Source organism: Pseudomonas helvetica (assembly GCF_039908645.1).
GTDB classification, from domain to species: domain Bacteria; phylum Pseudomonadota; class Gammaproteobacteria; order Pseudomonadales; family Pseudomonadaceae; genus Aquipseudomonas; species Aquipseudomonas helvetica.
In genome coordinates, this window is the sequence record NZ_CP150917.1 from 4,881,609 (window position 1) to 4,896,598 (window position 14,990).

A 14,990-nucleotide genomic window follows, 5' to 3' on the forward strand; every position below is an offset into this window, starting at 1 on the left:
ATCTGAAATGACCACGGAAAAAGTGAAGTACGGCGTACATTCCGAAGCCGGCAAACTGCGCAAAGTCATGGTGTGCTCCCCCGGTCTGGCTCACCAGCGGCTGACCCCGAACAACTGCGACGAACTGCTTTTCGATGATGTGCTGTGGGTGGCCCAGGCCAAGCGTGACCATTTCGACTTCGTCACCAAAATGCGCGAGCGCGATATCGACGTGCTGGAAATGCACAACCTGCTGACCGACATCGTCGCCAACCCAGAAGCGCTGGACTGGATTCTGCAACGCAAGATCACCGCCAACTCGGTGGGTGTCGGCCTGGTCCACGAAGTCGACGCCTGGTTGCGCAGCCTCGAGCCGCGCAAGATCGCCGAATTCCTGATTGGCGGCGTGTCGGCCGATGACCTGCCCAACAGCTTCGGTGGCAAGACTATCGAAATGTTCCGCGACTTCCTCGGCCACTCCAGCTTCATTCTGCCGCCGCTGCCGAACACCCAATTCACCCGCGACACCACCTGCTGGATCTATGGCGGCGTCACGCTGAACCCGATGCACTGGCCGGCGCGCCGTCAGGAAACCCTGCTGGCCAGCGCCATCTACAAATTCCATCCGGAGTTCACCAACGCCGACTTCCAAGTCTGGTACGGCGACCCGGATCAGGAGCACGGCAACGCCACGCTGGAAGGCGGCGATGTGATGCCCATCGGTAACGGCGTGGTGTTGATCGGCATGGGCGAACGCACGTCCCGTCAGGCCATCGGTCAACTGGCGCTGAACCTGTTCAAGCACAAAGCGGTCGAGCGGGTAATCGTTGCCGGCCTGCCGAAATCCCGCGCGGCGATGCACCTGGACACGGTGTTCAGCTTCTGCGACCGCGACCTGGTGACGATCTTCCCGGAAGTGGTCAGCCAGATTGTGGCCTTCACCCTGCGCCCTGACGAAAGCAAACCGGGCGGTATCGATATCCGCCGCGAAGAAACCAGCTTCCTCGACACCGTGGCCGCCGCGCTCAACCTCAAGGCCCTGCGCGTCGTCGAAACCGGCGGCAACAGCTTCGCCGCCGAACGCGAACAGTGGGACGACGGCAACAACGTGGTGGCCTTGGAACCTGGCGTGGTAATCGGCTACGACCGCAATACCTACACCAACACCTTGCTGCGCAAGGCCGGGGTCGAGGTCATCACCATCAGCGCCAGCGAACTCGGCCGTGGCCGTGGCGGCGGCCACTGCATGACCTGCCCGATCATCCGCGACCCGATCGACTATTAACCTTCAAACCAGGGCCAGCGCTTATAAAGCGCCGGCCTTGGGGATAACCGAAATCCAAGGAGATCCACATCATGGCTTTCAACATGCGTAATCGCAGCCTGCTCTCGCTGATGCACCACACCAATCGCGAGTTGCACTACCTGCTGGACCTGTCCCGCGACCTGAAACGTGCCAAGTACACCGGCACCGAACAGCCGCACCTCAAAGGCAAGAATATCGCGCTGATCTTTGAAAAAACCTCGACCCGCACCCGTTGCGCCTTCGAAGTCGCGGCCCATGACCAAGGAGCTCACGTCACCTACATCGACCCGGTGTCGTCGCAGATCGGCCACAAGGAAAGCATGAAAGACACCGCCCGCGTTCTCGGGCGGATGTTCGATGCCATCGAATATCGCGGCTTCGAACAGGAAATTGTCGAAGAGCTGGCCACGTTCGCTGGCGTGCCGGTGTTCAACGGCCTGACCGCCGAGTTCCATCCAACGCAAATGATCGCCGACACCCTGACCATGCGCGAGCACAGCGACAAGCCGCTGCATGACATCAGCTACGCCTACCTTGGTGATGCGCGCTACAACATGGGCAATTCGCTGCTGATGATCGGCGCCAAACTCGGCATGGACGTACGCATCGGCGCACCGAAAGCGCTGTGGCCCCATCAGGACTTCATCGATCAGTGCAAAGCCTTCGCAGAAGAAAGCGGCGCACGCATTACCATCACCGAAGACCCTGCCGAGGCGGTCAAGGGCGTGGACTTCATTCATACCGACATCTGGGTGTCGATGGGTGAGCCGGTCGAAGCGTGGGACGAGCGCATCGAACAACTGCTGCCGTACCAGGTCAACGCTAAAATGATGAAAGCCTCGGGCAATCCCCGGGTGAAATTCATGCATTGCCTGCCGGCGTTCCACAACAGCGAAACCAAGGTCGGCAAGGATATCGCGGCGCGCTACCCGCACCTGGCCAACGGCGTTGAGGTAACTGAAGAAGTATTCGAATCGCCCGCCAACATCGCCTTCGAGCAAGCGGAAAACCGCATGCACACCATCAAGGCGATCCTGGTCTCGGCGCTGGCGGATATCTAACAGGCTGACGCTTCCTTCTTGTGGAAGCAGTTTTTGTGGCGAGGGAGCTTGCTCCCGCCGGCCGGTCCGCGCTCGGGCGCAGCAGTCGTAAAGGCTTCAATCGTGTCGCACCAGTTGCGCCGTATTCTGCCTGATTGCGACCGCTGCGCGCTCGAGCGCGAGCAAGCTCGCTCGCCACAAAAGCAGCTCCTACGGGATCACCGAATTTCAGAAGGAATGCATTATGCGTATCGTCATTGCACTGGGCGGTAACGCCCTGCTCCGCCGTGGTGAACCCATGACCGCGGACAATCAACGCGGCAATATCCGCGTCGCCACGGAACAGATCGCCAAGATCCATCCCGGCAATCAACTGGTGATCGCCCACGGCAATGGCCCGCAAATCGGTCTGCTGTCGTTGCAAGCGGCCGCCTACACCTCTGTCAGCCCTTATCCGCTGGACGTGCTGGGGGCTGAAACCGATGGGATGATCGGCTACATCATCGAACAGGAACTGGGCAATCTGCTGGACTTCGAAGTGCCCTTCGCGACCCTGCTGACCCAAGTCGAAGTCGACCCCAATGACCCGGCGTTCCAACACCCGAGCAAGCCCATCGGCCCAGTCTATTCCAAGGCCGAAGCAGAAAAACTCGCCGCCGAAAAAGGCTGGGCCATCGCCCCGGACGGCGACAAATTCCGCCGCGTGGTGGCCAGCCCGAAACCCAAGCGCATCTTCGAAATCCGCCCGGTCAAGTGGCTGCTGGAAAAAGGCAGCATCGTGATCTGCGCAGGCGGTGGCGGCATTCCGACAATGTACGACGAGCACCGCAAGCTCAAGGGCGTGGAAGCGGTGATCGACAAAGACCTGTGCTCGGCGCTGCTGGCCGAACAACTGGAAAGTGACTTGCTGGTGATCGCCACCGACGTCAACGCCGCGTTTATCGACTTTGGCAAGCCGACCCAGAAAGCCATCGCCCGGGCCCACCCGGACGACATCGAAAAACTCGATTTTGCCGCCGGCTCCATGGGGCCGAAGGTCCAGGCTGCCTGCGAGTTCGCCCGCAACACTGGCAAAGTCGCGGTGATCGGTTCACTCTCGGACATCGAAGCGATCGTCCAGGGTAGGGCCGGCACCCGAATCAGCACGGCTGAACCTGGTATCACTTACCTGTAAAACCAACCGGGCAGGACTTGAACCTGCCCCGTTTCAACGCCTTTGAAGGAGATGTCCATGGCCATATTTGAGCCCGGTCACTTGCACATCGAGCGCCATGCACTGAACAAGGACGACTTCAGCTACAACCTGTGCATCGACTATGCGATCGCCACCGACCCCAAGGAAGGTATAGGCATGCTTTTCACGGTGCATGGTTCGGTCGAGGGCAAGGACCTGAAGGAAGACTTCTTCCTGGCCAAAGACCAGGCCTTCGACTTTGCTCGACACGCCACGCGCATCGCACAGAAATACGGCATGCCCAAGACTGCCAACATCAGCTCGTTGCACAAGTACTACGACGAAATGTTCGAAGACGTACGCAAGCAGCTCGATGTGAAATCCGGAGATCCGGTGAAGCCCGAACACCTGTAATAACCCATAACCTGTGGGAGCAAAGCTTGCTCGCGATGCAGGCACCGTGGTGTAACTGATACACCGCGTTATCGTTCATCGCGAGCAAGCTTTGCTCCTACAATTTGATTACGAATTTCACCTGACACCCCGCTCCAAGGCATACTTGCCACCCTCCGCACTCCAGAACACTGAACCGTCCCATGCGTATCCACGTCAGCTTCATCGACCGCGTCGGCATCACCCAGGAAGTCCTGGCCTTGCTCGGTGGGCGCAATCTCAATCTGGATGCGGTGGAAATGGTGCCGCCGAACGTTTACATCGATGCGCCGACCCTTAGCCCGCAAGTGCTCGAAGAACTGAGCGATGCGCTGTTCAATGTGCGCGGCGTGCAAGCGGTGACGGTGGTCGACATTCTTCCCGGCCAACGTCGGCACCTGCAACTCGACGCGTTGCTGGCGGCGATGACCGACCCGGTGCTGGCCCTCGATAGCGCCGGCAACGTGTTGCTGGCCAACCCGGCACTGATCGCCTTGTACGGCCGTGAACCGGCCGGGGAAAGCGTCGCCGAGTTGTTCAGCGATCCGGCGCTGCTGGACACGTTGCTGGAAAACGGCTTCCGCCTGCCGTTGCGCGAGATCACCGTCAACGGCCAGACCTTGCTGCTGGACGCCACGCCCATCACCGATGCCGGCGCCCTGCTGACCTTGTATCAACCCAATCGCATCGGTGAACAACTCTCGGCGTTACACCACGATCACGCCGAAGGTTTCGATGCGTTGCTCGGCGAATCCCCGGCGATCCGCACCCTCAAGGCCCGTGCGCAACGGGTGGCGGCGCTCGATGCTCCGCTGCTGATCCAGGGCGAAACCGGCACCGGCAAAGAACTGGTGGCCCGTGCCTGCCATGCCATCAGCGCCCGACACAGCGCGCCGTTTCTGGCGTTGAACTGCGCAGCACTCCCGGAGAACCTCGCCGAAAGCGAGCTGTTCGGCTACGCCCCCGGCGCCTTCACCGGCGCTCAGCGTGGCGGCAAGCCAGGCCTGATGGAACTGGCCAACCAAGGCACGGTGTTCCTCGACGAGATCGGCGAAATGTCGCCGTACTTGCAGGCCAAACTGCTGCGTTTCCTCAACGATGGCAGCTTCCGTCGGGTCGGTGGCGATCGCGAGGTCAAGGTCAATGTGCGAATCCTCAGCGCCACCCACCGCAACCTGGAAAAAATGGTCAGCGAAGGCGCGTTCCGTGAAGACCTGTTCTACCGCCTCAATGTACTCAACGTCGAAGTCCCGCCGCTGCGTGAACGCGGTCAGGACATCCTGTTGCTGGCGCGCTATTTCATGCAGCAGGCCTGCGCACAGATCCAGCGCCCGGTCTGTCGTCTGGCGCCCGGCACGTACCCGGCCCTGCTCGGCAACCGCTGGCCCGGCAATGTGCGGCAATTGCAGAACGTGATCTTCCGCGCCGCAGCCATTTGCGAAAGCAGCCTGGTGGACATCGGCGACCTGGACATCGCCGGCACCTCGGTGGCCCGCGAAAGTGACGTGGATGTCGACAGCCTTGAACAGGCCGTGGAAGCGTTCGAGAAAACCCTGCTGGAAAAGCTCTACGTCAACTACCCCTCGACCCGCCAACTGGCCAGCCGCCTGCAAACCTCCCACACCGCCATCGCCCATCGATTGCGCAAGTACGGGATTCCCGGCAAGCCCTGACCCCCGATAACCGCCCCGTGGCGAGGGAGCTTGCTCCCGCCGGCCGGTCCGCGCTCGGGCGAAGCAGTCGTAAACCAGCAAACGCGAAGTATCTGCAGCAACTCAATTGCAAGTTTTAGGGCCGCTTCGCGCCCCGGCGGGAGCAAGCTCCCTCGCCACAATCGACCGCAAGGCACCCATTCTTCACGCCAAAAGCGACCTCCACCTGTACTGAATGCGCTACAGCGGAACGATTTCGCTACACACTCGATTAAACTGCGCTACGCAAGGCTTTGATCCCCATAGGCTTTTTTACACGCCTCAATCTGTAGCGATTTCGCTACAGTCGTGTTTTTCACCTCGCCCGCAATAATCATCAACCTATTGATTTATAACGAATAAAAAACGTTGGCCGCGTTCTTGCTACGTTCTTGTCAAGTCACTGAACATTCAGCTCTGCCCTGCACGAGCATTCAATCGCGTCCACCAGACGAATCTGGCCCCCTAGGAGTTTCCATGAGCGAGTTGCGTTTTACTGAAGATCACGAATGGCTGCGCACCGAAGCTGACGGCAGCGTTACGGTCGGCATCACCGCCTTCGCACAGAACGCCTTGGGCGACGTGGTTTTCGTACAACTGCCTGAGCTGCAGTCCTACGAACAAGGCGCTGAAGCGGCTACCGTGGAATCGGTAAAAGCCGCCAGCGGCGTGTACATGCCACTGGACGGTGACGTGCTGGAAGTGAACCCGGCGCTGGACAGCAGCCCTGAACTGGTCAACGAAGATCCGCTGGGCGAAGGCTGGTTCTTCCGCTTCAAGCCTACCGACGCCTCGGCTGTCGCCAAACTGCTGGATCAAGACGCTTACGACCGTCTGATCAAAGCCAACGCCGAAGCCTGAGGAGCCGCCATGACTCAAGTAAATCTAAGCACCGCCAACGAATTCATCGCGCGCCACATCGGCCCGCGCGCAGGCGATGAGCAAGCCATGCTCAACAGCCTCGGCTTTGACTCGCTGGAAGCCCTGAGCGCCAGCGTCATCCCCGACAGCATCAAAGGCACCAGCGTTCTCGGACTGGAAGACGGCTTGAGCGAAGCCGAGGCCCTGGCCTCGATCAAAGCCATCGCCGCCAAGAACCAACTGTTCAAGACCTACATCGGCCAGGGCTACTACAACTGCCATACGCCGTCGCCGATCCTGCGCAACCTGCTGGAAAACCCGGCCTGGTACACCGCCTACACCCCGTACCAGCCAGAGATTTCCCAGGGCCGCCTGGAAGCGCTGCTGAACTTCCAGACCCTGATCAGCGACCTGACCGGCCTGCCGATCGCCAACGCCTCCCTGCTCGACGAAGCCACTGCCGCTGCCGAAGCCATGACCTTCTGCAAACGCCTGAGCAAGAACAAGGGCAGCCACGCCTTCTTCGCCTCGATCCACAGCCACCCGCAAACCCTCGACGTGCTGCGCACCCGTGCCGAGCCGTTGGGCATTGACGTGGTGGTCGGCGACGAACGTGAACTGACGGATGTCAGCGCGTTCTTCGGCGCGCTGCTGCAATACCCGGCGAGCAACGGCGACCTGTTCGACTACCGCGAACTGACGGAACGCTTCCACGCGGTTAATGCGCTGGTCGCAGTCGCTGCTGACCTGCTGGCCCTGACCGTGCTGACCCCGCCGGGCGAGTTCGGCGCCGACGTGGCCATCGGCAGTGCGCAACGCTTCGGCGTGCCGCTGGGCTTCGGTGGCCCGCATGCGGCTTACTTCTCCACCAAGGATGCGTTCAAGCGCGACATGCCGGGCCGTCTGGTCGGTGTCTCGGTGGACCGTTTCGGCAAGCCGGCCCTGCGCCTGGCCATGCAGACCCGCGAGCAACATATCCGCCGCGAGAAAGCCACCAGCAACATCTGCACCGCCCAAGTGCTACTGGCCAACATCGCCAGCATGTACGCCGTGTATCACGGCCCCAAAGGCTTGAAGCAGATCGCCAACCGCATTCATCACCTGACCGCGATCCTCGCCAAAGGCTTGAGCGCACTGGGTCTGAACGTTGAGCAAGCAAACTTCTTCGACACCCTGACCCTGGCCACTGGCGCCAACACCGCTGCCCTGCACGACAAGGCCCGCGCCCAGCGCATCAACCTGCGTGTCGTCGATGGTGAGCGTCTGGGTCTGTCCCTCGACGAAACCACCACCCAGGCCGACATCGAAACCCTGTGGAGCGTGCTGGCTGAAGGCAAAGCCCTGCCGGACTTCGCCGCGCTGGCCGCCTCGGTGCAAAGCCGCATCCCGGCTGAACTGGTGCGTCAATCGCCGATCCTCAGCCACCCGGTGTTCAACCGTTATCACTCGGAAACCGAGCTGATGCGCTACCTGCGCAAGCTCGCCGACAAGGACCTGGCGCTGGATCGCACCATGATCCCGCTGGGTTCGTGCACCATGAAACTCAACGCCGCCAGCGAAATGATCCCGGTGACCTGGGCCGAATTCGGCGCCCTGCACCCGTTCGCTCCGCCTGCGCAAAGCGCCGGTTACCAGCAACTGACCGATGAACTGGAAGCGATGCTCTGCGCCGCCACCGGTTACGACGCGATCTCGCTGCAACCGAACGCCGGTTCCCAAGGTGAATACGCCGGCTTGCTGGCAATCCGTGCCTACCACCAGAGCCGTGGCGAAGAACGCCGCGACATCTGCCTGATCCCGTCGTCGGCCCACGGCACCAACCCGGCCACCGCCAATATGGCCGGCATGCGTGTGGTCGTCACCGCGTGCGATGCGCGCGGCAACGTCGACATTGAAGACCTGCGCGCCAAAGCGATCGAGCACCGCGAACACCTCGCCGCGCTGATGATCACTTACCCGTCGACCCACGGCGTGTTCGAAGAAGGCATCCGCGAAATCTGCGGGATCATTCATGACAACGGCGGCCAGGTGTACATCGACGGCGCCAACATGAACGCCATGGTCGGCCTCTGCGCACCGGGCAAGTTCGGCGGCGACGTGTCGCACCTGAACCTGCACAAAACCTTCTGCATCCCGCACGGCGGTGGCGGCCCGGGTGTTGGCCCGATTGGCGTGAAATCGCACCTGACGCCGTTCCTGCCGGGTCACGCGGCCATGGAGCGCAAGGAAGGCGCGGTCTGCGCGGCACCGTTCGGCAGTGCGAGCATTCTGCCGATCACCTGGATGTACATCCGCATGATGGGCGGCGCTGGCCTCAAGCGGGCTTCGCAATTGGCGATCCTCAACGCCAACTACATTTCCCGTCGCCTCGAAGAACACTACCCAGTGCTCTACACCGGCAGCAACGGTCTGGTCGCCCACGAATGCATCCTCGACCTGCGCCCGTTGAAAGACAGCAGCGGCATCAGCGTCGATGACGTCGCCAAGCGCCTGATCGACTTCGGCTTCCACGCCCCGACCATGTCGTTCCCGGTGGCCGGCACGCTGATGATCGAGCCGACCGAAAGCGAATCCAAAGAAGAACTGGACCGCTTCTGCGACGCGATGATCCGCATCCGCGAAGAAATCCGCGCAGTAGAAAACGGCACCCTGGACAAGGACGACAACCCGCTGAAAAACGCCCCGCACACGGCTGCGGAAATCGTTGGCGAGTGGACGCACCCGTACAGCCGTGAGCAAGCGGTGTATCCAGTGGCTTCATTGATCGAAGGCAAATACTGGCCACCGGTCGGTCGGGTCGACAACGTGTTCGGCGACCGCAACCTGATTTGCGCTTGCCCGTCGATCGAAAGCTACGCTTGATCTATGCAGGGGGGCGGATTCACCCGCCCCCCTCCGTAGGGACACGCCTCCCCCTGTAGGAGCAAGGCTTGCCCGCGATAGCCGTTACAGGGTCCACCTGATTGACCTCATCATCGTTCATCGCGGGCAAGCCTTGCTCCTACAGGTTAGCCCTGCGCCTATAACAAGAAACCGGAGAACAACCATGTCGTTAAGCGTGTTCGACCTGTTCAAGATTGGCATCGGTCCCTCCAGCTCCCACACCGTTGGCCCGATGCGCGCCGCTGCGCGCTTCGTCGAAGGCCTGCGTCGTGAAAACCTGTTGGCAGCCACCACCTGCGTCAAAGTCGAGCTCTACGGCTCGCTCGGCGCCACTGGCAAAGGCCACGGCAGCGACAAGGCCGTGTTGCTGGGTCTGGAAGGTGAACACCCGGACACCGTGAACACCGAGAACATCGCCGCTCGCCTGAATGAGATTCGCAGCAGCGGTCGCTTGAACCTGCTCGGTGAGCACGTCATTGAATTCAACGAAAAACTCCACCTGGCGATGATTCGCAAGCCATTGGCCTATCACCCCAACGGCATGATCTTTCGCGCCTTCGATGCGGCCGGCATCCAGATCCGCAGCCGCGAGTATTACTCGGTCGGTGGCGGTTTTGTGGTCGACGAAGATGCGGCCGGCGCCGACCGCATCGTCGAGGATACGACACCCCTGACCTTCCCGTTCAAAAGCGCCAAGGACCTGCTCAGCCATTGCGCCACTTACGGGTTGTCCATCAGTCAGGTGATGCTGACCAACGAAAGCGCCTGGCGCCCGGAAGCGGAAACCCGCGCCGGTCTGCTGAAAATCTGGCAAGTGATGCAGGACTGCGTGGCCGCGGGTTGCCGTAACGAAGGGATTCTGCCCGGGGGCTTGAAAGTCAAACGCCGCGCCGCCGCCCTTCATCGACAACTGTGCAAGAACCCGGAATCGTCGCTGCGCGATCCGTTGTCGGTGCTCGACTGGGTCAACCTGTATGCGCTGGCGGTCAACGAAGAAAACGCCAACGGCGGGCGCGTGGTCACGGCGCCCACCAACGGTGCAGCCGGGATCGTCCCCGCGGTATTGCATTACTACATGCGCTTCATCCCCGGCGCCAACGAAGACGGTGTGGTGCGATTCCTGCTCACCGCCGCCGCCATCGGCATTCTGTACAAGGAAAACGCTTCGATCTCCGGCGCCGAAGTCGGTTGCCAGGGCGAAGTCGGCGTGGCCTGCTCAATGGCTGCCGGCGCGCTCTGCGAAGTGCTCGGCGGCACGGTGCAGCAAGTGGAAAACGCCGCCGAAATCGGCATGGAACACAACCTCGGCCTGACCTGCGACCCGATTGGCGGACTGGTGCAAGTGCCGTGCATCGAGCGCAACGCCATGGGCTCGGTCAAAGCCATCAATGCGGTGCGCATGGCCCTGCGCGGCGACGGTCAACACTTCGTCTCCCTCGACAAGGTCATCCGCACCATGCGCCAGACCGGCGCCGACATGAAAAGCAAATACAAGGAAACCGCCCGTGGCGGTTTGGCGGTCAACATTATCGAGTGCTGATGCGAACGCATCTGCATCAGTGCAATTTTCAGGAGCTGCATATGTCCACCGAACAACTGTTGAAAACCCCTCTGCACGCGCTGCACATCGAACTCGGTGCGCGCATGGTGCCTTTCGCCGGCTACGACATGCCGGTGCAATACCCGCTGGGCGTGATGAAAGAACACCAGCACACCCGTGATCAGGCCGGGCTGTTCGATGTCTCGCACATGGGCCAGATCCGTCTGACCGGTGCCAACGCCGCCAAGGCCCTGGAAACCCTGGTGCCAGTGGACATCATCGACCTGCCGGTGGGCATGCAGCGCTATGCGATGTTCACCAACCAGAACGGTGGCATCCTCGACGACCTGATGGTCGCCAACCTCGGGAACGACGAGTTGTTCCTGGTGGTCAACGCCGCCTGCAAGGACCAGGACCTGGCGCACCTGCGCCAACACATCGGCGATCAATGCAGCATCGAGCCGTTGTTCGAAGAACGCGCCCTGCTCGCCCTGCAAGGCCCGGCCGCGGTGACCGTGCTCGCGCGCCTGGCCCCTGAAGTGGCGAAGATGACGTTCATGCAGTTCACCCGCGTGACCTTGCTCGGCGTCGACTGCTTTGTCAGCCGTTCGGGCTACACCGGTGAAGACGGTTTCGAAATCTCCGTGCCTGCCGCCGATGCCGAAGCCCTCGCTCGGGCCTTGCTGGCCGAACCGGAAGTCGCGGCCATCGGCCTCGGCGCCCGTGACTCGCTGCGCCTGGAAGCCGGCCTGTGCCTCTACGGCCACGACATGAACACCGACACCACACCGATCGAAGCCAGCCTGCTGTGGGCCATCTCCAAGCCACGGCGTGCCGACGGGGCGCGTGCCGGTGGTTTCCCGGGCGCCGAGACCGTATTCGCCCAGCAACAAAACGGTGTCAGCCGTAAACGCGTCGGCCTGCTGCCTCAGGAACGCACCCCGGTGCGCGAAGGTGCGGAAATCGTCAACGAAGCGGGCGAAATCATCGGCAGCGTCTGCAGCGGCGGCTTTGGGCCGACCTTGGGTGGTCCTTTGGCCATGGGTTACCTCGACAGTGCTTACATCGCACTCGATACCCAGGTTTGGGCGATTGTACGTGGGAAAAAGGTGCCTTTGCTTGTAAGCAAAATGCCATTTGTTCCACAACGCTACTATCGTGGTTGATTGACTGTTCCTATAAGTAACGCGGTTGCGTAACAGTGCACTAATCTGTAACGCAACCGCCATAAAACAGTGCATACCTGGATCAGGCACTTCGATTGTGAACTTGACTTATATCAATCGAAAACAATTGAACAACACTATCGAATAAGCCGCACTATCCATCCTGTGAAACAGTCATCAAGCCAAGCAATACGCGGCTTCCACGGGGCTTGTTTTTTCTCCCGTAGTTGGCGTAGAGTTTGTTCACTGTGTTTGCATGGGTCGCTTGGAATCGTGACCTGGGCAGTAGCCTACAAGTTAGCTACATCCCGTTCGACGCCTCTTACTCTCCTGCAACCAGCTCCAGTACTCTTTCATGAGAAAGAGGCTGTCATCAATTTTTGCGTCAAAGGAAATAAGAAATGTCCCAACGTCAGAGCGGCACCGTCAAGTGGTTTAACGACGAGAAAGGTTTTGGTTTTATCACTCCAGAAAGCGGTCCGGATCTGTTCGTGCATTTCCGCGCCATTCAAGGTAGCGGCTTCAAGAGCCTGAAAGAAGGCCAGAAAGTCACTTTCATCGCTGTGCAGGGCCAGAAAGGCATGCAAGCTGACGAAGTACAAGCAGAAGGCTGATCTTCTGTAACGAAAAAGCCCCTGATGCTGACATCAGGGGCTTTTTTGTGCGCGCAATTCCGTAAAATGGCTTCTTTTTCAGCCGAGAGCCACCCCATGTCGAAACACCTGCTAAGCCCTCAGGGTGAATTCCCCATCGCCGGCCTGGGCCGTCGCCTGGCAGCGATGTTCTACGACTTCTTGCTGTGCACTGCCCTGCTGATCGTTACGGGCGGTATCTACAAGATGGTGCAGATGGCAATCATCGGCGAAGAGCAGATGCGCGCCCTGACCGAGGCCGGCGCGCTGGATGGCGATCCGCTGTTCTCGACCATCCTGCTGTTCGTGCTGTTTGGCTTCTTTGCCAAATTCTGGACCTGGTCCGGTCAAACCCTCGGCATGCAGGTCTGGTGCATCCGTGTGCAGAACGCCGATGGCTCGGCGATCAGCCTGTGGCAGGCGCTGTTGCGTTTTGTGGTGTCGATCGCATCCTTGCTGTGCGCAGGCCTGGGGTTCTTCTGGGTACTCTTCGACAAACAGCAGCGCAGCTGGCACGACATGTACTCCAACAGCCAGTTGGTGCGGATTCCAAAGAAGAAAAAATAACCTGCCGAAACGCCAAACCCTGTGGCGAGGGAGCTTGCTCCCGCTGGGGCGCGAAGCGCCCCTAAAACTGCCAACTCGATTTGCCGGTTAAAAGTGCATGCAGGACGTTACGACGGCTGCGCCGCCGAGCGGGAGCAAGCTCCCTCGCCACAGATGATCAGGCGTTACCCGCCAGCTTCATTCATCCGCGCTGCCGCGGTGAAGTCGAGCATGCGCTTGAGCAGGCGAATCGCCTGAGGGATCAGTGCCGGCTCGACAAAGATCTCGCCCAGTTGGTACGGATCCCGAAGAAGCAAAAATAACCCGCCGAAACGCCAAACCCTGTGGCGAGGGAGCTTGCTCCCGCTAGGGCGCGAAGCGCCCCTAAAACTGCCAACTCGATTTGCCGGTTAAAAGTGCATGCAGGACTTTACGACGGCTGCGCCGCCGAGCGGGAGCAAGCTTCATCGCCACAGATAATCAGGCATTACCCGCCTGCTTCATCCGCGCTGCCGCGGTGAAGTCGAGCATGCGCTTGAGCGGGCGAATCGCCTGAGGGATCAGCGCCGGCTCGACAAAGATCTCGCCCAGTTGGCACGGATCCCGAAGAAGAAAAAATAACTCCCCTAAACGTCAAACCCTGTGGCGAGGGAGCTTGCTCCCGCTGGGGCGCGAAGCGCCCCTAAAACTGCCAACTCGATTTGCCGGTTAAAGTGCATGCAGGACTTTACGACGGCTGCGCCGCCGAGCGGAAGCAAGCTCCCTCGCCACAGATGATCAGGCGTTACCCGCCAGCTTCATCCGCGCTGCCGCGGTGAAGTCGAGCATGCGCTTGAGCGGGCGAATCGCCTGAGGGATCAGTGCCGGCTCGACAAAGATCTCGCCCAGTTGGTACGGATCCCGAAGAAGCAAAAATAACTCCCCTAAACGCCAAACCCTGTGGCGAGGGAGCTTGCTCCCGCTGGGGCGCGAAGCGCCCCTAAAACTGCCAACTCGATTTGCCGGTTAAAAGTGCATGCAGGACGTTACGACGGCTACGCCGCCGAGCGGGAGCAAGCTCCCTCGCCACAGATGATCAGGCATTACCCGCCAGCTTCATCCGCGCTGCCGCGGTGAAGTCGAGCATGCGCTTGAGCGGGCGAATCGCCTGAGGGATCAGCGCCGGCTCGACAAAGATCTCACCCAGTTGGTGCGGATCCCGAAGAAGCAAAAATAACTCCCCTAAACGCCAAACCCTGTGGCGAGGGAGCTTGCTCCCGCTGGGGCGCGAAGCGCCCCTAAAACTGCCAACTCGATTTGCCGGTTAAAAGTGCATGCAGGACTTTACGACGGCTACGCCGCCGAGCGGGAGCAAGCTTCATCGCCACAGATAATCAGGCATTACCCGCCAGCTTCATCCGCGCTGCCGCAGTGAAGTCGAGCATGCGCTTGAGCGGGCGAATCGCCTGAGGGATCAGCGCCGGCTCGACAAAGATCTCGCCCAGTTGGCACGGATCCCGAAGAAGAAAAAATAACTCCCCTAAACGTCAAACCCTGTGGCGAGGGAGCTTGCTCCCGCTGGGGCGCGAAGCGCCCCTAAAACTGCCAACTCGATTTGCCGGTTAAAAGTGCATGCAGGACTTTACGACGGCTACGCCGCCGAGCGGGAGCAAGCTCCCTCGCCACAGATGATCAGGCATTACCCGCCAGCTTCATCCGCGCTGCCGCGGTGAAGTCGAGCATGCGCTTGAGCGGGCGAAT

14 protein-coding genes are annotated in these 14,990 nt (G+C 60.6%); 11 read left to right on the top strand and 3 right to left on the bottom strand.

The features are described 5' to 3' along the window. Positions 1 to 7 precede the first annotated feature (7 nt). The 11 genes from arcA to AABM55_RS22760 all read left to right on the top strand — a co-directional run bounded on the left by arcA (position 8) and on the right by AABM55_RS22760 (position 13,271). Positions 8 to 1,264 (top strand): arginine deiminase, encoded by a 1,257-nt coding sequence (gene arcA / locus AABM55_RS22710; RefSeq protein WP_103315005.1) that lies wholly within the window; start codon positions 8 to 10, stop codon positions 1,262 to 1,264. 71 nt (positions 1,265 to 1,335) lie between these two features. Further along, on the top strand, positions 1,336 to 2,346 hold the full coding sequence (locus tag AABM55_RS22715) for an ornithine carbamoyltransferase (RefSeq protein ID WP_054593697.1): 1,011 nt from the start codon (positions 1,336 to 1,338) through the stop codon (positions 2,344 to 2,346). A gap of 223 nt (positions 2,347 to 2,569) precedes the next feature. After that, the gene (gene arcC, locus AABM55_RS22720) at positions 2,570 to 3,499 is read left to right on the top strand and encodes a carbamate kinase (protein WP_054593698.1); all 930 of its coding nucleotides are present in this window, start codon (positions 2,570 to 2,572) and stop codon (positions 3,497 to 3,499) included. Positions 3,500 to 3,556: 57 nt separating this feature from the next. Then, complete coding sequence (locus tag AABM55_RS22725; RefSeq protein WP_054593699.1) at positions 3,557 to 3,913, top strand: DUF5064 family protein; 357 nt, start codon at positions 3,557 to 3,559, stop codon at positions 3,911 to 3,913. 182 nt (positions 3,914 to 4,095) lie between these two features. Then, complete coding sequence (locus tag AABM55_RS22730; RefSeq protein WP_347927827.1) at positions 4,096 to 5,604, top strand: sigma-54-dependent transcriptional regulator; 1,509 nt, start codon at positions 4,096 to 4,098, stop codon at positions 5,602 to 5,604. 495 nt (positions 5,605 to 6,099) lie between these two features. Continuing rightward, positions 6,100 to 6,483, top strand: a complete 384-nt coding sequence (gcvH, locus tag AABM55_RS22735) for a glycine cleavage system protein GcvH (protein ID WP_347927828.1) — start codon at positions 6,100 to 6,102, stop codon at positions 6,481 to 6,483. 9 nt (positions 6,484 to 6,492) lie between these two features. Further along, positions 6,493 to 9,345, top strand: a complete 2,853-nt coding sequence (gene gcvP, locus AABM55_RS22740) for an aminomethyl-transferring glycine dehydrogenase (RefSeq protein WP_347927829.1) — start codon at positions 6,493 to 6,495, stop codon at positions 9,343 to 9,345. A gap of 184 nt (positions 9,346 to 9,529) precedes the next feature. Then, positions 9,530 to 10,906: an L-serine ammonia-lyase gene (locus AABM55_RS22745; protein WP_347927830.1), complete on the top strand. Its 1,377-nt coding sequence runs from the start codon at positions 9,530 to 9,532 to the stop codon at positions 10,904 to 10,906. A gap of 41 nt (positions 10,907 to 10,947) precedes the next feature. Further along, on the top strand, positions 10,948 to 12,072 hold the full coding sequence (gene gcvT, locus AABM55_RS22750) for a glycine cleavage system aminomethyltransferase GcvT (protein ID WP_054593704.1): 1,125 nt from the start codon (positions 10,948 to 10,950) through the stop codon (positions 12,070 to 12,072). A 401-nt stretch (positions 12,073 to 12,473) separates the two neighbouring features. Next, on the top strand, positions 12,474 to 12,686 hold the full coding sequence (locus AABM55_RS22755; protein ID WP_019693243.1) for a cold-shock protein: 213 nt from the start codon (positions 12,474 to 12,476) through the stop codon (positions 12,684 to 12,686). A 96-nt stretch (positions 12,687 to 12,782) separates the two neighbouring features. Continuing rightward, positions 12,783 to 13,271 carry an RDD family protein gene (locus tag AABM55_RS22760; protein WP_347927831.1) on the top strand — a complete coding sequence of 163 codons (489 nt, stop codon included), beginning with the start codon at positions 12,783 to 12,785 and terminating at the stop codon, positions 13,269 to 13,271. A 164-nt stretch (positions 13,272 to 13,435) separates the two neighbouring features. Here AABM55_RS22760 and AABM55_RS22765 read toward each other — a convergent pair whose 3' ends face one another. The 3 genes from AABM55_RS22765 to AABM55_RS22775 form a co-directional block, all read right to left on the bottom strand. Continuing rightward, positions 13,436 to 13,567, bottom strand: coding sequence for a hypothetical protein (locus tag AABM55_RS22765; protein WP_347930105.1), 132 nt, complete (start codon positions 13,565 to 13,567; stop codon positions 13,436 to 13,438). Between the two features lie 460 nt (positions 13,568 to 14,027). After that, a complete protein-coding gene (locus AABM55_RS22770; protein WP_285379968.1) occupies positions 14,028 to 14,162 on the bottom strand; it encodes a hypothetical protein in 135 nt (44 codons plus the stop codon). A gap of 163 nt (positions 14,163 to 14,325) precedes the next feature. Beyond that, positions 14,326 to 14,460 carry a hypothetical protein gene (locus AABM55_RS22775; protein WP_347930106.1) on the bottom strand — a complete coding sequence of 45 codons (135 nt, stop codon included), beginning with the start codon at positions 14,458 to 14,460 and terminating at the stop codon, positions 14,326 to 14,328. Positions 14,461 to 14,990 lie beyond the last annotated feature (530 nt).